Origin of the sequence: Tardibacter chloracetimidivorans, from assembly GCF_001890385.1 — a bacterium.
Lineage (GTDB): Bacteria > Pseudomonadota > Alphaproteobacteria > Sphingomonadales > Sphingomonadaceae > Tardibacter > Tardibacter chloracetimidivorans.
The window spans coordinates 920,378-939,770 of the sequence record NZ_CP018221.1 but is presented as its reverse complement, the minus strand read 5'-3'; the positions used below and the strand labels follow the sequence as shown (position 1 = coordinate 939,770).

The window sequence follows — 19,393 nt, the reverse complement described above, 5'->3', positions numbered from 1 at the left end:
GATGTTATGCCATAGCGCCTATCCTGCCTTTTACTATTCTCGCGGGAAGGGCATCTTCATAAACTTGAGGTTGACCGTTTGAGATGCAGACACGTTGCAGCGTTCGTTCGTGTTGCGGGTCCAATGCACCCCTGGCGTGTTGGTATCGGAAGTTGGACCAGATGACGAAATCACCCTTGCGCCATTTGTGCTCGTAGATGTTCTCTGGTTCGTAAAGATATCCGAACAACTCACAAAGCAAGGCTTCGCTTTCTGATGGCGAGACGCTTGCGACGGCTGCGGTGTGCATTTGCAGCGCATAGAGCGATTGGACACCGCTGACGGGATCGGTGATGATCAATGGATGGACATAGCGTGGGCAATCGTCGGGATACCCTTCGAGGCGCTGTCGATCCGCCTGCGCCTCGTCAGACGCCGCGAAGAGATTGATTCCGTGGAGCCGTGAGATCCGCTCCCGCAGGATCGACGGCAACTTCTCGAGCGCGCGCGTGCCGCTTGCGAAACGCGTGCTCGTCGTCTCGTACGGCGCTTCTATCCCAAACAGCGATACGGCCAACAGCGGATCCTACGTATAGGAATTGTCTGAATGGAAGGAGACTTCGGCGTTTCCAAGGATGCCGCCGGCTCGCTTGTTCGAGACATATCCTACTGTTGACCAATGCTCGCATACCGGGCCCAGATATCCCACTATGCGTTTCTGTTCGTCCATCGATAGCTGCTGTTGGCGGAACACGAGCAAGCCATGTTCAACGAACGAAGCGCGCACTGCATCGGCGTTGGCGGGATCCGCCAGATCAAGGTCGAGCTCCACGCCGAACGGCATCAGCGGTGTCTGTTGAAGGATGGCCGACATTTTTGGAGGTCTCCGGTCACACGGTCTGCCGCCTAAACTACGTTTGCCACGAGGGATGACAAATACTAAGCCCCGCCCGAGCTATATCGCTTGCATATAGCACGAGGAAGGGAGGTGGGCGGCGTGGACCTTAAGCAGTTGAGGCAATTTGTCGCGGTGGCCCAATCGGGAAGCTTTTTGAACGCTTCAACGATGATCGGCTTGGCACAGCCGCCACTGTCCGTTTCGATCCGCAAGCTCGAGCAGGAACTTGGTGTCACGTTGTTTGATCGACATCCCCGCGGGGTCGTTCTCACGCAAGCTGGCCAGGAGATGCTGGCTTATGCCCAGGACATCGTCACGCGCGCAGCTAACCTGCGGAAGTTGATGGCGGAAATTAGCAGCGGTGCCCGTGCACCGCTCAGCATGGGCTTCGTTGGCTCCGCGACTTTTTCATTGTTGCCAAGGCTGATGCAGGCTTTTCAGCGTCTCCACCCGCTCGTGGAGGTAAGCCTGTCGGAAATGACCACGCAAAAGGCGATCGCTGCGATATCCGACGGGCAGCTTGACGTTGGCATCGTTCGCGTACCTCTTCTGGAACCCGCACCAATCGACATCTTGCCGGTCGAAAATGACCACTTGGTCCTGATGGTTCCACCGGGCCACCCGCTCCCGGCAAACTGCGTGGCGCGATTGGAGGACCTGAGCGGTGAGCCATTCGTCATGTATGATCGTTCAATGGTCCCGAACCTCCGGGCAGTCGCCGTGTTGGCCTGTCAGACAGCGGGCTTCGTGCCGCATGTTACGCAGGAAGCGGTGCAGGTTTGCAGCGTTATGTCGCTTGTCGAGAGCGGCTTCGGACTTGCGTTGATACCTCATAAGGTGGCCCGCAGGATGAGGACACGCGCCCGATTTCAAGAGGTCACATCTGGTGGAACTTTGATCGGCATCGGCCTCGCGCTTGCTACATTGGCCGATGGCGCCACGCTGGCGACCCGGCGCTTTCGAGATGTTGCTATGACCCTGGACGAGGAGGAATACGAGGAGGCTCCGACTATCGGCTCCTAACAGCCTATACCCGCGCGATATAGCAAGCGGCCGTTATAATATTTCACGCGTCAGTCCAGCGTGCCTAGTTTGCCCGGGAGCAATGGGCGATAGCGCCGTTTCGATGGCGCTGACGATCCCTGCCTCAGTCTCGAACGACCATGTCTGTGGTTAATTCGGACCGATCGGAGATGGGCTATCATGACGGATGAGCAGGTTGTGCAAGCTATCTGTGAGCATGAGCGGCAGAGATGTGCTGCGCTCGTCGCCAAGGACATTCTCACGCTTCAAAACCTTATCGGAACAGATCTCGTGCACATCCATGCAACGGGACGGATCGACGATTATCAAAGCTACATGGAAGGGGTCACGACCCGGCTCGATTTCCTTTCTGCCGATCGGCGAAGTCTCGCTGTACGGCCCTATGGGCATTTTGCCGTTGCGACAGGGGAATTGAGCCAGATGGTTCGGATTATGAGCAGCGGTGAAGTCCGCGATTTGCAGATTGCGACAAGCCAAGTGTGGGTTTGGCGCGAAGGAGGGTGGCGGCAAATCAGCTTCCAAGCGACATTGCTGCCCACCGCGGAATAGAAATCGATGACAGATATCAGGAGCCTTCGTGAATGCGACCCGCAGGCCGCGGTCGGCGGTGACGTTGTTTCGAACGCCGTTGGATCGACGCCGAGCGCAGCTCACGCGCCCGATGCTCGCAGTCCGTTGGCGGGAGTTCGCGTTCTCGAACTGGGCAGCGTCGCCATGGCTCCCTACGCCGGCCAATGGCTCGGCGACCTGGGCGCCGACGTGATCAAGGTCGAAGCGCCCGGCGGAGACACGACCCGCAAGGTAGGTCCATCGACCGAAGCTGGGATGGGAGCACTGTTTCTTGGCCTTAACCGCAACAAGCGGAGCATAGAGCTTGACCTCAAGACGGGATCTGGAAGAGCCGCGCTCATGCGTATCGCGGACGGGGTGGACGTCTTTCTGCACAACAATCGCCAGCATAAAATGGATGCCCTGGGTCTGGGCCCCACGCCGCTGCTCGAGCGCAACCCCCGCCTCATTTATGCTGCGTTGCAGGGTTTCGGAGCGGGAGGCGCGTATAGTGGGCGTCCAGCGTATGACGACGTCATTCAGAGCATGTGCGGCCTAGCCGCGATTATGGCCGGGGCCGACGGGCAGCCACGCTACGTGCCGACCGTGCTCGCAGACAAAACGACAGGATTGATCGGCGCTATCGCCATCCTTGCTGCACTGCAAAAGCGGACATCGACCGGCCATGGCGGTCTGGTGGAGATCCCGATGTTCGAGTCAATGGTTTCCTTCACCGCCGTTGAGCATCTCTACGGCAAACAGTTCGTTCCACCGGTCGGGCATTCTGTTTATCCGCGCACGACGGCGCCTGGCCGCCGGCCATACAGGACGAAGAATGGCTACCTTGCAGTCTTGCCGTACAGCGACCGTCAGTGGCGCGATTTTCTGACCGCTGCGGGTCGAGAGGATCTTACCGTTGATGCGCGTCTCGCGAACATGAGTTCTCGTACAACCCACATCGCAGAGCTCTACGACCTTTTGGCGGAAATCATCCTGACAGCTACGACTGAGCATTGGATTGAGATATGCACCGAAGCCCAAGTGCCTCACGCTTCTGTTCTCAGTCTGGATGATTTATTAGATGATCCGCACCTTGAGCAGACCGGTTATTTCGAAGGCTTGGAGGACCCGGGCCTCGGGAGGCTCCGCTTGCCCGGCATTCCGGTGCGCTTTTCGGGGCTGAGACCCGTGTTGAAGTGCCCGCCCCGCCTGGGTCAGCATACCAAAGAGATTTTGGACGAAGCCGGGTTTACAGCCGAAGAGATCGCAAAGGTCATGTTGTGACCGGATCGGTAGCAGCGTTGCCGGTACTGGGGCAGGGGCTGTTTTGGCAGCAGTTGTCGCAAGGCGCTCGCTTTAGGACGTTTCGTCGCTTGATCACGGAAGCAGACCTGGTTGCGTTCATCTCGTGCACCGGCATGCTGGAGTCGATTTTCATCGACCCCGAGTTTGAGGGCCGGGCGATTGCAGGGCGGCCCATTCCCGCCGCTCTGACCTATACGCTGATTGAAGGCTTTCAGCTCCAGTCGATTTGCCAGGGTACCGGTCTCGCACTGCTTGAGGTGTCGATGAAAGCGCACCGCCCGGTGCAGGTCTGCGACACCATCTCAGCGATTGTCACAATCGAGTCGATAAGACCCACGAGCCGCGGTGGCCGAGCCGTCGTTACTTCCTTCGTGGAGGTTTATAATCAGGACGAGACGCTCGTTTTGAGCTATTGGGTCTCCCGCCTGATTGCTGGCCAGCCATTACTTCCATCCCCTTCGATCTGGGCTGCAGATGAGGCATCACCATGAAACTTGTGACATTCCGTGTCGCTGATGGGGCGGAGCGGCTTGGTCTTCTCCTCGAAAAAGTCGTTGTTCTCGACCTGCAACGCGCGCATCTGGTTGCGGCAGGGTGCGGTCACCCTGCTTTGGGAGGGATGCAGGCTCTTATCGAAGCAGGAAAGGAAGGGTTGAGTCTCGTCTCGGGACTCCGCGACGTGGCGACGCCAGATTGCCGATACGAAGTCGGCGTGGATGCGCGGCTTCTCGCGCCATTACCACGACCCCAGCAGATCAGGGACTGCTTATCGTTCGATCAACATCTGATCGGTTGCGCGGAGGCCATTCGCGTCCGAATGGACCTAGCTGAAATTCTACCACGCCATGTCTCTATGATTGAAACGATGAAGAGCCGGCCGATCTACTATAAAGCCAATCGGTTCGCCGTGACAGGACCTGACACTGAAGTCGTGTGGCCAGCCTATTCGCAGCTGCGGGACTACGAACTCGAGATGGCAGCGGTGATCGGCCAGAGAGTCAAGAATGTCACGCCGAGGGAGGCGTCGGGGTCGATATTCGGCTATACGGTCTTCAATGATTTCAGCGCGCGTGATACTCAGGCTCTAGAAGCGGGAGGCGGGCTCGGTCCGGCCAAGGCAAAGGATTTCGACAACGCCAACGCCATGGGCCCGTGCATTGTAACGTCTGACGAATTCGACCCGTATAATGCAAGGATGACCGCCTCGATCAATGGCGAAGTACAGTCCATCGGTCACAGCAGTTCGATGAATCGCTCGTTTGAAGAGTTGATTAGCCACATCAGTCAGAGCGAGACGATCTACCCGGGGGAGATCATTGGCTCGGGTACGGTAGGGGGAGGCTGTGGCCTTGAGCAAGGCCGCCTTCTCGAGGATGGCGACGTGGTTGAACTTGAAGTGGAAGGTATTGGGATCCTGCGCAACCGCATACGCGTCTAGAGCCTGCTTCGCCCCTTTCCGATGGCGCTCAATCGATCTCATCGAAAAAAGATATCAACGTAACTCTGGATCGACGCCGACGACATTCGTCGTGAAGTCGGGTGATCTATCATGCCGAGACGGTCCGCCGCAGCTCTACCGGATCCTGGGCGCTACCCTTCTGAGTTCATATCAGACCGACTGTTTTCATTGTATGCCAAGCGGAGCCATCGCCCCACGTCGCAACGACCGTCGCTCGGTGCTAGTGAGATCGTTGGATATCGGCCGTGTATCGATCCTGCAGCCGAGCACGCATGTCCTTATCCACTAAAAGCGCTTTCTCAAGATAGCTATCGACCGAGCCGAAATGCCGCTCGAGACTCTCAAATGCCGCCCCGATGAAACTTGGATCGGATCCCCAGAGGATCCTTCGTGCCGCAGGCGGCAGACTTTCGAGAACGCCGTGCTCATTTGCGCCGCCGATGTGCTCAGCAGGAGTGCGGGCCAACTCGGCCATCTCCAACAGCGTCTCGGTCAACGCATAATCTTCGACCAACGCGCTTTTGTGCACTCCCAGTGCGCTAAGCACCAGCGCGCAAGCGACACCTGTCCGATCCTTGCCTGCTGTGCAGTGTATCAAGGTAGCTCCGTCCTGCCTGTCAAGAAGGGAGAAGAGGGCTGCAAACTCATCTCGATAGCGAAAGGGCAGATCGGCATAGAATGCTCGCATGCGATCGACCGCCTCGCCTTCCGAACCAATGCCGCGGACGAAAAGATCGATCACTTCGTCATTATTAGTTTTGGCTGAAGTGTAGATCGTATCGGGCGGCTTACGCCAGCGCGATGGATGGGCGGTCTGTTCGGCAATCGTGCGCAGATCCACAACCGAGCGTATGTTGCATTCGCTGATAATCTGCAGATCATCATCGTGCAGAGTGGATAGCTTGGCCGAGCGAAAAATGCTTCTCCAACTCGTTTCCCGACCCGAGCTTGTTGGATAGCCCCCCAGATCGCGGAAATTCGATGCCCCTTTCAGATGCAGTACGCGGGATGACATGGTGATCTCTCTGCTGGATAGGTGCGACATGTCTTCAGTTCATGTAGAGGCCGCCATCCACATTGACGGTCTGCCCTACCACAAAGGCACTTTCCTCGGAGGCAAGGAAGAGAACGGTGCCGACACAATCTTCAGCGTTGGCGAGCCGGCCGGCCGGGGTGGAGGAGCTTTGCACAGTTTCCATGTCGATCGGCTCGCCATCGACGGTGGAGCTAGAATAGGCGATCTTCACCGCGTCCCACATGGAGGTCTGCACCGCACCGGGTGCGATCGCATTGACCCTTATGCCACTTGCGGACAACTCCTGAGCCGCGGCCTGGGTTACGCTCATGACGCCAGCCTTGCTTGCGGAATAGATCGCTGATCCCGCCGCTCCGCGGCGAGCTGCAGCAGAAGCAAAATTGACTATCGCTCCTCCACCATTGCTAGCCATTTGACGCGCGACGGCGGCCGTGGTGAACACTAGGCCTTTGAGGTTGATGCCGATGATCCGATCGAACTCATCCGGGGTCACGTCGAGAATATTCTCCATACCCCAGACACCCGCAGCGTTGATCAATATGTCGATTCGCCCTTGCCAATCGAGAACATTTTTGACCATCTCATCGATCGAAGACAGCTCGAGCACGTTCAACTGAAGGGGCAGGGCATTGTCGCCAAGCGTCTTGCAAGCTTCATTGCAGCGCTCGATGGACACATCGGCAATGACAACAAACGAGCCTTCTTCAACGAAGCGCTTGGCTATCGCAAATCCAATGCCGCCAGCTCCGCCGGTGACGATGGAAACTTTGTCGCGCAATCTACCAGCCACAATCCCCACCTTTATCTTCATGAGAGCAAAATATAGAGCCCCGACCTCTAGCCGTGGCATTCGCGCTTGCCGCTCTTGGCGAGGAGATGCCCGCTCAAGAATGCCTTACGCATGCGCATTTTCCCCGCGTGATCGAGCATGTGATCCGACTGAGCCCGCATTATGCGATACCACCCTTGAGCGCTGCCATTTCGACCACGAATCTGAAACGCACGTCATTCCGCCTCAGTCGATCGAAGACAGTGTTGAGCTGGGCAATCGGAAGCACTTCGACATCGGCGGCGATGTCATGCCTGGCGGCAAATTCGAGCATCTCTTGAGTCTCTGCAATACCGCCTGTCATCGAACTCGTCACAACTCTTCGGCCCCACGCCAATTGCATCGGTGAGATCGCAGCGGCTTGGGCAGGCATTCCGGTTAGGAACAGGACCCCATCGAGTTTCAGAAAGTCGAGATAGCCCGAGACGTCATGCGGGGCGCTCACCGTGTCCATGATGAAGTTGAAACGCTTTGTCTGATGCGCCATCTGCTCAGGATCGCTCGAGATTATGACTTCGCAGGCGCCCAATGCCAACGCATCCGCGGCTTTATCCGGCGAGGTCGTGAAGACTACGACATCAGCCCCAAAGGCACGCGCCCACTTGATGGCCAAGTGACCCAGACCACCTAGGCCGACAATCCCAACGCGGTCACCGCTCTTCAGCTGCGCCTTGTTGAAGGGCGAAAAGGTGGTGATGCCAGCGCACAGCAAGGGGGCAGCTCTAGCAGGATCCAGTTCCGAGGGAATTCGGACGGCGTAACTTTCGCTCACGACATACTTGTTCGAGAACCCCCCGAACGTCATCTGCCCCGAGCGGTCCGCACCTCCGAAGCTCGGAGTGGCACCTTCATCGCAATATATCTCCAATCCTGCTTCACAGGGCGAGCAAGTCCGGCACGAGTCGATGATACTGCCAATACCCACCCAGTCGCCGATCTGAAATCGCGTCACATGCGATCCTGTGTCGGTCACCATGCCGACGATCTCGTGTCCCGGCACCAGCGGATAGCTGTGGAACCCCCAGTCGTTGTCGACGGCATGGAGATCGCTGTGGCACACGCCGCAAAATTTGATGTCAACCAGGATGTCGGAGACGCCCATCGAGCCCCGCTCGAAATCGAAGGCCACGAGATCTCCGCCTCGCTCAAGGGCAGCATAGCCGTGAGACCTAATCATGAGCGATTCCTTCGTTACGCGGCCATCCGGTGCTGCCAGGGCGGTCTACTGACGAGACTTCGGGTAAGGCCTGCGTCAGCTCCGAACCACACCTCGGATGCCGGATCGCTTGGACGGTCACGGCCGATCAGCGCGCAGAGCAGGCGGGTTGATGACCTCCGAGCGAGGATCACCGAACGGCGACACCAGTTCGCATTTGATGGCCTTCATGCGAGGACCCGCGCTGCGGGCGTGAATGCCACATGCAGATGGTCGAGACTGTGTATCTGGAAGTGGGGAATGAAGCTGGGTTCGGCATGATCGCCTGAGAAGCGAAGCTCAGAGAGGCGTTGGAGGATTGTCCGCACAGCAATACGCATCTCACCGCGCGCCAGGAGGTTGCCCACGCAGAAATGTATGCCGCGTCCGAATGCCAGGTGGTTGCGAACACCTTTGCGATCGATATCGAAAGTTTCAGGGTTATCCCATTGTTCGGCATCATAGTTGCCGGACATGTAGCTGACCTGGACGATGGACTTCGCTGGAATCTCAATTCCGCTCAGGATCGTGTCTTGCGTCGTGAACCGGTATTGATGCGGAACCGGACAATGGGCGCGCAGCATCTCCTCGATAACGTTCGGCACGAGATCGAGATCTCCCCGAACTCGCCTCATGAGCTCGGGCTGCTTCAGCAACAGGTACACCGTGTTGCAGATACCTGTCGTTGTCGTCTCATTGCCTGCAACGAGAAAAAGCTGCACCATCATGAGCAGTTGGCCCATCGATAAGCGCTTGCCATCCTCTTCAACATGGACGAGCTTGCTTAGCAGATTGTCCGCCGGATCTTTGCGATAACGTTCTGCCCGATCGGCCAGGTAATTCTGCATTTCGATCATATGATCGGTCAGCTCGAGTTCCCTCTCGGGAGGGCAAAGCGGATCGTTACGTTCCACCCACGCTGAAGACCAGATCTTGAATCGTGGAAAATCCGCACGATCCACACCGAGTTGATCGGCAATGATATACATGGGCAAGGGAACCGCCAGGTCGGCGTTGATATCTGCTTCGCCGGACTCGATGAACGAGTCGATCAGGCGATCAGTGATATCCTGGATATATGGCTCCAGTTCACGCACATAGCGCGGCGTAAAAACTTTGTCGACGAGAGCGCGATGCCATCGATGCTCAGGCGGATCCGCAAATGCCAGCACATATTCCTCGGGCCAGCCGCGCTCCCTGTAACGCCTTTGCACCTCTGCGGAAACGGACGACTCTTTATTAAGTTGGATCGGCGTTCGGCTGGAGAAAATCTCGGTATGTTGATTCACATATGCGATGTCTTGGAACCGGCTTACGATATAGAGCCCCGTGGACGGATCGCGGTACACTGGAGCCTCTTCCCGAAGCGACTTCAGGAACGGAAACGGGCAGGCCTGCACCTCTGGAGAGGAATAGCTGCCCAAAGCCGTGTTCTCTTGCACCATCTAATATCCTCCGCGGGCTCTCGGGGGCTGCGTCGGGAAAAGCGCTACCGACACAGGTCGCCGTGAACCGATTACCCGGCCGGGATTGGCACCTGGTGGAGCGAATTGTATGTCACCGTGAAGCGGGACCGTTTGCGGATGGACCGCTCGGGTAAGGGCATTCAAGGCTGGTGGACGGCGGCCGCACGCCGCGCGAACGGCATCCAATTGAGGGTGCTTGCAAACCAATTCTGATGCGGTGTCCGTAGGCGGCACGTCGTATGCGCGCCGGCCTATTTAGAGGCCTGTCCCGCTGTCAGGGGACATCGCTTTGGGCCCGTCTATCGTTACCAGCATTGGCTGCCGCGCCCGATAGCTTTCAAATGGAACAAGATGATGGGGACTTTCAAGCTCATTGCTCTCTCGAACCCTGTGGAGGGGAAGGACGAGGAGTTCAACGCTTGGTATGCCGATGAGCATGTCGCCGATATTCTGGCGATACCAGGTATCCGTCACGCGGAAAGATTCCGGCTGGCGACGGAAAAAGGGAAATACAAATACCTCGCAGTCTATGAGATCGAGGCGGACGACGTGAACGTCCCGTTGACCGAGCTGCGCAGGAGATTGCGTTCGGGCGAAATCGTTTTGAGCGAGAGCATGCAGCAGGACGACGTATTGCTTGGAGCCTACGCCACGATCTGAGACGTCCGGACGTGTTGGTTGTGCGACGCTGCCAATACGATCGGGAATGGCCATGACGGCGCCGGCGCTCCGATATCCGCCCCGTAATCACTGTATAGCTGAGTATCTGTAATGGGCTTCACCGAGAAAAACGACATCGGTGCAACACAGCAAGTGCTCGACGGCATAAGGGTGCTCGAGCTGGGTCACTTCGTTGCCGCCCCATTTTGCACGAGGCTTTTGGCCGACCTCGGGGCAGATGTAATCAAAATTGAGCCGCTCCAAGGGGATCCCGTGCGCCAATGGGGCGCGCAGATCGAAGGGCGCTCTCTTTGGTGGTCGGTACATGGGCGCAACAAGCGCAGTATTGCGCTCGATCTCAAAACCGAAGCTGGCCGGGATGTGGTCCTGAAGCTTCTTCCTTTTTGTGATGTGGTGGTTGAGAATTTTCGGCCGGGTCAGCTTGAGCGGATGGGCCTGGGTCCTGATGTGCTGCGCGCGGTGAAGCCAGACATAATCATCGCTCATATCTCCGGCTATGGCCAATCAGGACCGGGACGAGATCGAGCAGCCTTTGGCGTGATCGGCGAGGCGGTTGGCGGAATTCGCCACCTCACCAACCATCCGCCCGGTCAATATGATCTGCCGCCTGTTCGTGTCGGGGTCAGCATCGGCGACTCGATTGCCGGTCTTTACGCGGCCTTCGGTATCGTGAGCGCTCTCTGGCGAAAGGAAAGGACCGGCACCCCAGGCTCAGCCAAGACGATCGATGTCGCGCTCACCGAAAGCGTCCTGAGCATGATGGAAGCGATGCTGCCCGAATATGGCGCACTCGGCATCGTCAAGCAGCCGACAGGTGGCGGAATAGCTACCGCGGCGCCATCGAATGCGTATCCCACTGCAGACGGCGAATGGATCTTAATCGCTGCCAACTCGGACCCGCTATTCGCCAAGCTCGTCCAAGTGATGAACCAGGACATCTTGCAGACCGACCCGCGCTTTCAGGGCAATGCGGCGCGAGTTGCCAACGCGGCGACCTTGGACGAGATCATCGGCAATTGGACCAAAACCAAGGATGCAAAGCAGTTAGCGGGCATCCTTGCTGACGCCGATATTCCCTCTTCAAAAGTCTACACGGCGGCAGACGTAGCGGAGGATCCTCAATACCGTGCTCGCCAAATGGTGAGAGACGTTGATGATCCGGCGTTGGGTAAGGTTCTCCACCCTGGAGTTGTGCCATGCTTTCCGGAATCGCCTGCTGAGGTTCGCTGGACGGGGCCTGACATCGGCGCCCATTCCGCCGAAATACTTAAAGAATTTCTGGACTTGCCTGAGAGCCGTATTGCCGACCTGAAGGCGCAAGGAGTGGTGAGATGACCTCAGCGACACTTCAGATCGTCGAGGTCGGTCCACGCGACGGCTTCCAGTCCATAGACGATGTGATCCCGACCGAGAGCAAAATCGCGCTCATCGACGGGTTATATGCAAGCGGCGTGCGGCGCATGGAGGCGACGGCCTTCGTGTCGACGCGGGCCGTGCCACAACTCGCCGACGCCAGCGATGTCCTGGCTCATGCAAATGATCTTCCCGGCCTCGATTGCCAGGTTCTAGTCCCAAGTGTGCGTCAAGCTGAACGAGCTTTGGATGCTGGCACCCGTCATATCGCTTTCGTGCTTTCGGTGTCCGAGAAGCACAACTTGGGAAATGTGAAGCGTACCCCGGAGCAATCTGTCGCAGATTATGCGGCGATCTGCGACATATTGCCGGCCGGAACGAAAATGCGGCTGAACCTGGCCACGGCATTCGACTGTCCATACGACGGATCGATGCCGGCAGAGTCGACCTTGTGCTTGCTGGACGCGCTGGTGCCGATCTTTCCCTCGGCAGAAATCTGCCTTTGCGACACGACCGGAAGGGTTACGCCGGACCGGGTCGCAGGCTTGTTTCAAATGGCCGCAGATCGTTTTCCGGGGTCTGAGAACTGGGCCTTTCACGGCCATGACACCTTCGGGCTCGGAGTCGCCAATGCCGTGGCTGCGTGGAACGCGGGTATCTCCGTCCTGGATTCCTCGTTCGCGGGACTAGGCGGCTGTCCATTTGCCCCAGGAGCGACAGGTAATGTCGCCACCGAGGATCTGGTCTGGACGTTCGAAGCGATGGGCGTCGGCACCTCCATCGATCTGACGGCGTTGTTGTCTGTGGCCGATCAGGGCACCAGGCTGCCGGGGGCGCAGTTCGGCGGCCGTGTGCGCGATGCCGTTCGCGCCCGTGCGTGCATCGGGAACTGAGCAGATGGGAAGCCCGCCAAGAACGCTTTTCCGGAAGATTTGGGACGCCCACGCCATCATGCCGTTGCAGGACGGCGATTGGCTTCTGTCGATCGACCGTCACCTCGTGAATGAGGTCACAAGTCCGCAAGCCTTCGAGGGGCTGCGAAATGCCGGGCGCAGGGTACGTAGGCCCGACGCGACGATTGCCGTTGCGGATCACAACGTTCCGACCGACCGTCGCGACGGGCCGATCGAAGATCCGGCCAGCAGGCTCCAGGTGGAGACGTTGGAGCAGAATGTCACAGAATTTCAGGTGCCCTACGTGCCGCTGACCGATCCGGCTCAGGGTATCGTGCACGTCATCGGACCGGAACTAGGCCTGACGCTTCCGGGCATGACGATCGTTTGCGGTGACAGCCATACCTCCACGCACGGCGCCTTTGGCGCTCTGGCATTCGGGATTGGCACCAGCGAAGTAGAACATGTCTTGGCCACACAGGCACTGAGGCAAAAGCCAGCCAAGTCGTTTCTGGTCCAAGTCGACAACGTCCTCGCGCCCGGCGTTACAGCCAAGGATCTGGTTTTGGCGATTATCGGCACGCTCGGCACGGCGGGTGCCACCGGGCATGTGATCGAATATGCCGGGCCGGGAATCGAAGCGCTGGACATGGCTGGTCGGATGACGGTCTGCAACATGTCGATCGAGGCCGGAGCCCGCGCAGGACTGATCGCTCCCGATGAGGTCGCCTTTGCGTGGCTTGAGGGCAGGCCGATGACGCCAAAGGGCGAAGATTTCGAGCGGGCAAAAGACCAATGGCGGGCACTCCGTTCGGATTCCGGCGCGCAGTACGATCGCGCGGTGCGTATCGATGCCTCCACTGTGGTCCCGATGGTGACCTGGGGAACATCGCCGGAAGCGGTGATCACGATCGGGTCCCCGGTCCCCGACCCGGCCGACCTCAATCCCTCGGCAAGGGCGCAAGCAGCGGCCATGCTGGACTATATGGGCCTGAAGCCAGGCCAGTCGCTTGATGATCTCCCGATCGACATGGTGTTTATCGGCAGCTGTACGAACGGGCGAATAGAAGATCTGCGAATGGCCGCGAAAGTGGTCAAGGGGCGCCGCGTAGCGCAGAACGTTCGCGCGTTGGTCGTTCCCGGTTCCGGAGCCGTGAAGGCTCAGGCAGAAGAGGAGGGGCTTGCCCAGATCTTCCTGCAGGCCGGTTTCGAATGGCGCGAGGCGGGCTGTTCCATGTGTCTTGGGATGAATCCCGATCGACTTGCGCCGGGGCAGCGCTGTGCTGCTACCTCGAACCGCAATTTCGAGGGCCGTCAAGGCCCCGGGGGGCGGACCCATCTGATGTCGCCGCCCATGGCAGCCGCGGCCGCCATTCATGGGCGGATCGTGGATGTGAGGAAAGCCTAGTGGAACCGTTTTGCCGCCTCGATGGTATCGCTGCGTCGCTACCCGCAGCCAATATCGACACGGACAAGATACTGGCCGCCGCCTACCTCAAGACCACCTTGCGCTCGGGATTGGGGAAGGCCCTTTTCAGTGCCAATCGCTATACCGAGGACGGGCAAGAGAATGCCGATTTCGTGCTCAACCAAATGCCGTGGCGACAGACGAAAGTTCTCGTAACGGGGCCGAATTTCGGCTGTGGCTCCAGCCGTGAGCATGCGCCTTGGGCGCTTCTTGATTTCGGAATCCGATGCATCGTTGCACCCAGTTTCGCCGATATCTTCTTCAACAACTGCTTCAAAAACGGGATCCTCGCGGTGACGCTGGCAGACGATATCGTAGCGATCCTGGCTGCCGACGCCCGATCCCCCAGCACCGCCCACATGGTGGTCGATCTCGAGAGCCAAACTCTTCGACGATCCAACGGTGAGGTGATCCTGTTCGAGGTCGATCCCGCACGCAAGCGCAGCCTGTTGCTCGGCTGGGACGATATCGAGGAAGCGATCGCGCATCTGGATGTGATCGAGGCCTGGGAGAGTGCCCAGGACAACCGCTGGCCGAGCGTCCCGGTAGGCGCGGGGTTCAATGCATTGCTGGATAGTCCCAAACGCGAGGGACAGCGCGGCGTTTCATAAACCGATAGTTCGATACCTGAATCCCATAACCATTTTGAGAGATCCGATGAACCACGCGAGCAACTCTGAGGTCGAGCGATCGGGGACGCTGACGCCGTTGATGCTGAATCATGCTGCATGGGTCACGCACGACGTCGAGGCGACCGCCGATTTCTATATGCGGATCATGGGGATGGATCTGGCGAGCACTGTCCTCGACGACAGTGTTCCGTCCACGGGTGACGATTTCCCCTATTTTCACATCTTCTTTCGGATGAAGGACGGGTCGACGATCGCGTTTTTTGAGGTCCCCGGACTGCCTGAGCGAACGGCTCTTTCTCACCCGGCGTACGAGATCTTCGATCATGTCGCATTGCAGGCATCCGATCATGCCGAAGTGGATCGTTGGCACAGTTGGCTGGTCCAGAACAATGTCGACGTCGTGGGCCCGGTCGATCACGACGGGCTGATCTACAGCATCTACTTCCACGATCCCAATGGCCTGCGTCTGGAGATCACGGTCCCCACCGATCCTGACTGGAACAAGCACCCGGAACAAGGTGCTATTGATCTCGCCATGTGGTGCGAGGCGAAGCGCAAAGCGCTGGCGGAGCAAAAGGACTTTCGCCTCAGCATGATCGAAGCGATCAAGAGCCACAAGGCGAACAGAGCCGAGGCCGCCGCCGGAGATGATACAATCGAGCCGTAGAGAGTTTCCGGGGGCGGTGCAGCAAGGAATCAAGACGGCGAGCGGTGCCCGATCGCGAGCAATAGCTGTGCTGCGCTCAGGCTCAGAGCGACCGGCTTTTATGCTCTTCGGCGCTCGTCGCTGGCCGGTCCGCTCCGTCAAGGAGGTTCGGTGTGTCCCGGCGCTTGGGGACTGTGGTGTAGTCTCGATCAGATAAAAAAGGTGGCAGAGGGCTTCCGGTTGAGCACTCTTCACATCGAGACTTTGCTTGGAGGAGCCTTCGATGAGCAAGCGACCTGCTTATTTCGACAAATACCAGACGCTTAATTTCGAACGTCATGATGACGGGGTGCTGGTCGTCACTTATCATAGCGATGGCGGCCCCGTGCTCTATTGCGATACCCATCATGCCGAATGGGCGCCTGCCTTCACCGATATCGGCATGGACCGCGACAACCGCGTCGTCATCTTCACAGGGACTGGGGACACCTTCATCGACAAGCACGGCCATTGGGAACGCCCGATGAAACAGCCGAGGCACTATGAGATAGCAATCTACGATCAGACAATGATGTTCCGCCGACTGCTCGAGATCGAGGTCCCGGTCATTTGCGCAGTGAACGGCCCAGCGCTCATTCACTCCGAGCTGGTCGTTGTGGGGGATATCACGCTCTGCTCGGAAAAGGCCGTTTTTGCCGACGATGGCCACTTTCCGTCGGGAGAAGCGCCAGGCGATGGTATCGTTCCTGTCTGGCAAGAGCTTCTGGGCGTCAACCGCGGCACTTACTTTGTACTTACCGGCCAGCGCATCGACGCCCATACAGCGCTCGAACTCGGCATCGCGAACGAGGTGCTTCCCCATGAAGAGCTGATGCCGCGCGCCCTGGACCTCGCCCACAGCATGGCGACTTATACCGACCTGACCTTGCGGGCGACCCGTCTATGCACCGTGGACCGGTGGAAGCGTGTGGTCTCCGAAAAGATCGGCTTTGGCTACGGCATGAACCTCGAGTGCATGGCGCACATGGATCGAGGGTGGATGGTTTGGGACGGCACCAACCAAGGGAATGAGGATGCCAATCAATTACGAACCCTCAAGCCCAGGGACGAATATCTTCGCCTAAAGCGCAATTGACCTTTCGATAAAAAATCTCTCGTCAACGCGTTCGATCATTCCGAGCGCGTAAGTGTCAGCGCCGATGCCAGCCGGTGTGTGGCCCTGGATCTGCCAGGTTTGGGTTGCGTGTTGTCCGCGGAGATGTCGGAGCCTGGCCGTCGAACCGCATTCGGCCCAGGCGGCACTGTTTGCTGTTCGCGCGTGGTTGGCTCGGAAAGCTACCCTTCGGCTTTTGAGCCGCGACGGGCAGGGAGGCTTAGGATGACACAAGCCCACGGATATGCAGCTCTGGAGCAAGGCGGCACGCTGAAGCCTTTCGCCTTTGCGAGACGTGAACCGGGGCTTCAGGACATTGTCGTCGACATTCGTTACTGCGGCGTTTGTCACACCGACCTGAATGCAGTCCGCAACATCCTCGGCTACTACGCCTTTCCGCTGGTGCCTCGTCACGAGATCGTCGGCAAGGTCGTACATATCGGCGATGGAGTAACCCGATTCCAGCCGGGAGACTGGGCGGGTATCGGAACCGTCATCGACTCTTGCGGCAGCTGCGACCATTGTCGTGATGGACTTGAGCCCTACTGCCGCAAAGGCGCGACGAGTACATATGGGCGCCCGGACCGGCATGGCCAGATGGCCTATGGCGGCTACGCTGACAACTACGTCATCGACGAGCGCTATGCCTTTCGGATACCAAGCGGTCTCGACCCCGCAAGCGCAGCGCCCCTCCTCTGCGCCGGCATCACGACATACTCGCCGTTGCGCCGAGCAGGCATTGGTGCGAGACACAAGGTCGGTATCGTCGGTTTGGGCGGTCTTGGGCATATCGCCGTAAAATGGGCGAAGATGTTTGGTGCTCATGTTACAGTCCTGACAACCAGCGCGGACAAGGCCGCGGATGCGAAGCGATTAGGCGCCAATGACGCTACGGTCTCCACCGATTTAGAGGCGATGACCGCGCTGAACGGAACCCTGGATTTCATATTAGACACTGTGGCTGCCAGTCATGATTTGAACGATTATTTAAAGCTACTGAAGCTTGGCGGCGAATTGTGTCTCGTGGGTATTCCTGCGGAGCAGCCCGAGATCTCACCGCTTTTGCTGGCGGCCGGTCGGCGATCCGTCTCAGGCTCGATGACTGGCGGCCTCGCGGAAACAGAGGAGATGCTGGAACTCGCCGCGCGGCACCGCATCGCGTGTGATGTCGAGATCATCGCAATGTCGCAAATCAACGCGGCTTTCGAGCGGCTGGGGAGGGGCGACGTCCACTACCGGTTCGTGATCGACATGGCATGCGACATCTAGTCGTTGCATTTTGGCCGACGTCCAAGCCTTCGAAAGGGCAGTGATCTTTCGCTCGTCTGGTAAGGTCGGTGCGTCAGAAAACGTCGCCGCCCGAGCCGGACTGTCAGACCACTCCTTGCCCGAATCCGGGTTAGGATCGATGCGTCCTCGCCTCGTCTAACGTTGCTCAGCGATACGTGAGAGTGGTGCCGCACGTTGAAAATTCGCCAAGCAGAGCGTTCCGTCATATCGCTGCGCTTCGAGGGGAAGCGGCACCCCGGCGCTGGTACCCCCCGATAGCGAGCCTAGAAGCGCGGCACGTCCTTGAACAAATCCTGAGCACCCGGGCCAAACCAGACATATTCGTGATAGTGCCCGAGCCAAGGCCTTTCATCTGTGTATAGGAACTGCACCGGATAATCGCTCGGCCCGACGACTGGAATGGACTTGTCGGACGGTAGGCAATCGCGGAAGCGGTTCCAATCGTCCCGATCCCCAGTGATTTCAAATGCAAGATGATGAAAGGCCAGCCCGAACCCATCGTCAGGCAAATGCTCTTTATAGAAATCGACAGGCCCTGATATTGGTCGCACGATCTCGTACATCAGATCTTTGATCCAAGCGAAGGCGACGTCCATCCGCGACGTGCCGGGACCATGAGGCGTCGTAACGTCGATTGAGACATCTCGCCAAACCAACATATCCCGAAGGCCATAGGTTTTGCGAAACATCTCGATCGCTTGGTCGATGTCAGTGGTTACATATGCGACCTGAAAAGGGTTGCCGATCAACAAAGGCTGCTTTTCCAAGCTCATGAAGGCTCTCCCTACGAGTTGATCTCGCCTCCATTTCGCGGCGAACAATCTGCTATAGTGCGGCGAACAGGCTGAACGCCTTGATGCCCAGGTGCTGTCCCATCAGGAGGTGACACGACGTGCGATGACGGCGCCGTCGCAGCGCGTTAAGACCCGAGAAGAGCAGGATCACCGAGAGACAGCGCCATGACCGACAGCTATCTGCACATTAGCTTCCTGGTGAAGAACCTCGAAGAGGGGATGGCCGAGTACGGCCGGCTGTTCGGAATCGCGTTCAGGCCGCCGCAGTGCTCGCCACTGGCAGACCTCGAGCAATTCGGGATCGAAGAAACGGGTACCGAGCTGCGGGCGGCGTACTCGGTCGCAGGGCCGCCCTATTACGAACTGATCGAAGCCACCGGATGCGGAATGTTCGATCCTGCCCAGGGATTTGGTTTCCACCATGTCGGGCTTTGGATGGAAGATCCCGACGAACTGCGCGCTCAACTCGCGCTGCAAAATATTCCTGTCGAGGGCATATATTGGTCGCCCGAAGGAGACATATTCACGATCCATACCGCACCCGCAGGAGAGAATAAGATCCGTTTCGAGTATCTGAACCGCAAGTTCGAAAAGACTTTTGCCGAGATCCTTGAAACCGGCGTCGTTCCCCAATGAAGACGACCCACCCTCCCATCGGCACAAAATCGCGTTTAGCGCGCGGCGATGCGACCCTTGAATCGCGACTGAAGGCAGAAGAGCGGC

19 protein-coding genes and 1 pseudogene are annotated in these 19,393 nt (G+C 58.3%); 14 read left to right on the top strand and 6 right to left on the bottom strand.

All coding sequences use genetic code 11. The features are described from left to right. Positions 1 to 4: 4 nt before the first annotated feature. Positions 5 to 823, bottom strand: a pseudogene (locus BSL82_RS04755) (TauD/TfdA dioxygenase family protein). 144 nt (positions 824 to 967) lie between these two features. Here BSL82_RS04755 and BSL82_RS04745 point away from each other — a divergent pair. The 5 genes from BSL82_RS04745 (at position 968) to BSL82_RS04725 (ending at position 5,213) form a co-directional block, all read left to right on the top strand. Further along, positions 968 to 1,900 carry a LysR family transcriptional regulator gene (locus tag BSL82_RS04745; RefSeq protein ID WP_162274378.1) on the top strand — a complete coding sequence of 311 codons (933 nt, stop codon included), beginning with the start codon at positions 968 to 970 and terminating at the stop codon, positions 1,898 to 1,900. A 180-nt stretch (positions 1,901 to 2,080) separates the two neighbouring features. Further along, complete coding sequence (locus BSL82_RS04740; protein WP_072596261.1) at positions 2,081 to 2,470, top strand: nuclear transport factor 2 family protein; 390 nt, start codon at positions 2,081 to 2,083, stop codon at positions 2,468 to 2,470. A gap of 6 nt (positions 2,471 to 2,476) precedes the next feature. Then, positions 2,477 to 3,754, top strand: a complete 1,278-nt coding sequence (locus BSL82_RS04735) for a CaiB/BaiF CoA transferase family protein (protein WP_083579047.1) — start codon at positions 2,477 to 2,479, stop codon at positions 3,752 to 3,754. 89 nt (positions 3,755 to 3,843) lie between these two features. After that, positions 3,844 to 4,266, top strand: a complete 423-nt coding sequence (locus BSL82_RS04730) for a MaoC family dehydratase (RefSeq protein ID WP_226998624.1) — start codon at positions 3,844 to 3,846, stop codon at positions 4,264 to 4,266. After that, a complete protein-coding gene (locus tag BSL82_RS04725) occupies positions 4,263 to 5,213 on the top strand; it encodes a fumarylacetoacetate hydrolase family protein (RefSeq protein ID WP_072596259.1) in 951 nt (316 codons plus the stop codon). Before BSL82_RS04730 ends, BSL82_RS04725 begins: the two co-directional genes overlap by 4 nt. A 241-nt stretch (positions 5,214 to 5,454) precedes the next feature. On the opposite strand, the gene BSL82_RS04720 is transcribed toward BSL82_RS04725, so the two are convergent. From BSL82_RS04720 to BSL82_RS04705, 4 genes are all read right to left on the bottom strand, one after another. Further along, entirely contained in the window at positions 5,455 to 6,249 is a 795-nt protein-coding gene (locus tag BSL82_RS04720) for a tyrosine-protein phosphatase (protein WP_072596258.1), read from the bottom strand. 34 nt (positions 6,250 to 6,283) lie between these two features. After that, positions 6,284 to 7,081, bottom strand: coding sequence for a glucose 1-dehydrogenase (locus BSL82_RS04715; RefSeq protein WP_072596257.1), 798 nt, complete (start codon positions 7,079 to 7,081; stop codon positions 6,284 to 6,286). Between the two features lie 139 nt (positions 7,082 to 7,220). Then, positions 7,221 to 8,228, bottom strand: a complete 1,008-nt coding sequence (locus BSL82_RS04710; protein WP_226998623.1) for an NAD(P)-dependent alcohol dehydrogenase — start codon at positions 8,226 to 8,228, stop codon at positions 7,221 to 7,223. 254 nt (positions 8,229 to 8,482) lie between these two features. Beyond that, positions 8,483 to 9,739 carry a cytochrome P450 gene (locus BSL82_RS04705; protein ID WP_072596255.1) on the bottom strand — a complete coding sequence of 419 codons (1,257 nt, stop codon included), beginning with the start codon at positions 9,737 to 9,739 and terminating at the stop codon, positions 8,483 to 8,485. Between the two features lie 411 nt (positions 9,740 to 10,150). Between BSL82_RS04705 and BSL82_RS04700 the strand changes: the two genes are divergently transcribed. The 8 genes from BSL82_RS04700 to BSL82_RS04665 all read left to right on the top strand — a co-directional run bounded on the left by BSL82_RS04700 (position 10,151) and on the right by BSL82_RS04665 (position 17,855). Beyond that, on the top strand, positions 10,151 to 10,420 hold the full coding sequence (locus tag BSL82_RS04700) for a DUF4286 family protein (protein ID WP_158010689.1): 270 nt from the start codon (positions 10,151 to 10,153) through the stop codon (positions 10,418 to 10,420). A 111-nt stretch (positions 10,421 to 10,531) separates the two neighbouring features. Continuing rightward, positions 10,532 to 11,776, top strand: coding sequence for a CaiB/BaiF CoA transferase family protein (locus BSL82_RS04695; RefSeq protein WP_072596254.1), 1,245 nt, complete (start codon positions 10,532 to 10,534; stop codon positions 11,774 to 11,776). Then, positions 11,773 to 12,687: a hydroxymethylglutaryl-CoA lyase gene (locus BSL82_RS04690; protein ID WP_072596253.1), complete on the top strand. Its 915-nt coding sequence runs from the start codon at positions 11,773 to 11,775 to the stop codon at positions 12,685 to 12,687. The genes BSL82_RS04695 and BSL82_RS04690 overlap by 4 nt, the downstream gene beginning before the upstream one ends. A gap of 4 nt (positions 12,688 to 12,691) precedes the next feature. Continuing rightward, positions 12,692 to 14,095, top strand: coding sequence for a 3-isopropylmalate dehydratase large subunit (leuC, locus tag BSL82_RS04685; RefSeq protein WP_072596252.1), 1,404 nt, complete (start codon positions 12,692 to 12,694; stop codon positions 14,093 to 14,095). Beyond that, the gene (gene leuD / locus BSL82_RS04680; protein ID WP_072596251.1) at positions 14,095 to 14,766 is read left to right on the top strand and encodes a 3-isopropylmalate dehydratase small subunit; all 672 of its coding nucleotides are present in this window, start codon (positions 14,095 to 14,097) and stop codon (positions 14,764 to 14,766) included. The genes leuC and leuD overlap by 1 nt, the downstream gene beginning before the upstream one ends. A gap of 46 nt (positions 14,767 to 14,812) precedes the next feature. Beyond that, complete coding sequence (locus BSL82_RS04675) at positions 14,813 to 15,454, top strand: VOC family protein (RefSeq protein WP_226998622.1); 642 nt, start codon at positions 14,813 to 14,815, stop codon at positions 15,452 to 15,454. Between the two features lie 262 nt (positions 15,455 to 15,716). Beyond that, a complete protein-coding gene (locus BSL82_RS04670) occupies positions 15,717 to 16,568 on the top strand; it encodes an enoyl-CoA hydratase/isomerase family protein (protein ID WP_072596250.1) in 852 nt (283 codons plus the stop codon). 243 nt (positions 16,569 to 16,811) lie between these two features. Next, positions 16,812 to 17,855 carry an NAD(P)-dependent alcohol dehydrogenase gene (locus BSL82_RS04665; protein ID WP_072596249.1) on the top strand — a complete coding sequence of 348 codons (1,044 nt, stop codon included), beginning with the start codon at positions 16,812 to 16,814 and terminating at the stop codon, positions 17,853 to 17,855. A gap of 284 nt (positions 17,856 to 18,139) precedes the next feature. On the opposite strand, the gene BSL82_RS04660 is transcribed toward BSL82_RS04665, so the two are convergent. Further along, a complete protein-coding gene (locus BSL82_RS04660; RefSeq protein WP_072596248.1) occupies positions 18,140 to 18,649 on the bottom strand; it encodes a VOC family protein in 510 nt (169 codons plus the stop codon). A 186-nt stretch (positions 18,650 to 18,835) separates the two neighbouring features. On the opposite strand from BSL82_RS04660, the gene BSL82_RS04655 reads away from it, so the two are divergent. Further along, positions 18,836 to 19,306, top strand: a complete 471-nt coding sequence (locus BSL82_RS04655; RefSeq protein WP_072596247.1) for a VOC family protein — start codon at positions 18,836 to 18,838, stop codon at positions 19,304 to 19,306. The last annotated feature ends 87 nt before the right edge of the window (positions 19,307 to 19,393 follow it).

Excerpts from the sequence above, each read along its gene's own strand:
- BSL82_RS04695 (WP_072596254.1), top strand. The coding sequence starts at position 10,532 with ATGGGCTTCACCGAGAAAAACGACATCGGTGCAACACAGCAAGTGCTC.
- BSL82_RS04715 (WP_072596257.1), bottom strand. The coding sequence starts at position 7,081 with ATGAAGATAAAGGTGGGGATTGTGGCTGGTAGATTGCGCGACAAAGTT.
- BSL82_RS04670 (WP_072596250.1), top strand. The coding sequence starts at position 15,717 with ATGAGCAAGCGACCTGCTTATTTCGACAAATACCAGACGCTTAATTTC.
- BSL82_RS04705 (WP_072596255.1), bottom strand. The coding sequence starts at position 9,739 with ATGGTGCAAGAGAACACGGCTTTGGGCAGCTATTCCTCTCCAGAGGTG.
- BSL82_RS04660 (WP_072596248.1), bottom strand. The coding sequence starts at position 18,649 with ATGAGCTTGGAAAAGCAGCCTTTGTTGATCGGCAACCCTTTTCAGGTC.
- BSL82_RS04735 (WP_083579047.1), top strand. The coding sequence starts at position 2,477 with ATGACAGATATCAGGAGCCTTCGTGAATGCGACCCGCAGGCCGCGGTC.
- BSL82_RS04725 (WP_072596259.1), top strand. The coding sequence starts at position 4,263 with ATGAAACTTGTGACATTCCGTGTCGCTGATGGGGCGGAGCGGCTTGGT.
- BSL82_RS04690 (WP_072596253.1), top strand. The coding sequence starts at position 11,773 with ATGACCTCAGCGACACTTCAGATCGTCGAGGTCGGTCCACGCGACGGC.
- BSL82_RS04720 (WP_072596258.1), bottom strand. The coding sequence starts at position 6,249 with ATGTCATCCCGCGTACTGCATCTGAAAGGGGCATCGAATTTCCGCGAT.
- BSL82_RS04655 (WP_072596247.1), top strand. The coding sequence starts at position 18,836 with ATGACCGACAGCTATCTGCACATTAGCTTCCTGGTGAAGAACCTCGAA.
- BSL82_RS04740 (WP_072596261.1), top strand. The coding sequence starts at position 2,081 with ATGACGGATGAGCAGGTTGTGCAAGCTATCTGTGAGCATGAGCGGCAG.
- BSL82_RS04665 (WP_072596249.1), top strand. The coding sequence starts at position 16,812 with ATGACACAAGCCCACGGATATGCAGCTCTGGAGCAAGGCGGCACGCTG.
- BSL82_RS04675 (WP_226998622.1), top strand. The coding sequence starts at position 14,813 with ATGAACCACGCGAGCAACTCTGAGGTCGAGCGATCGGGGACGCTGACG.
- leuC (WP_072596252.1), top strand. The coding sequence starts at position 12,692 with ATGGGAAGCCCGCCAAGAACGCTTTTCCGGAAGATTTGGGACGCCCAC.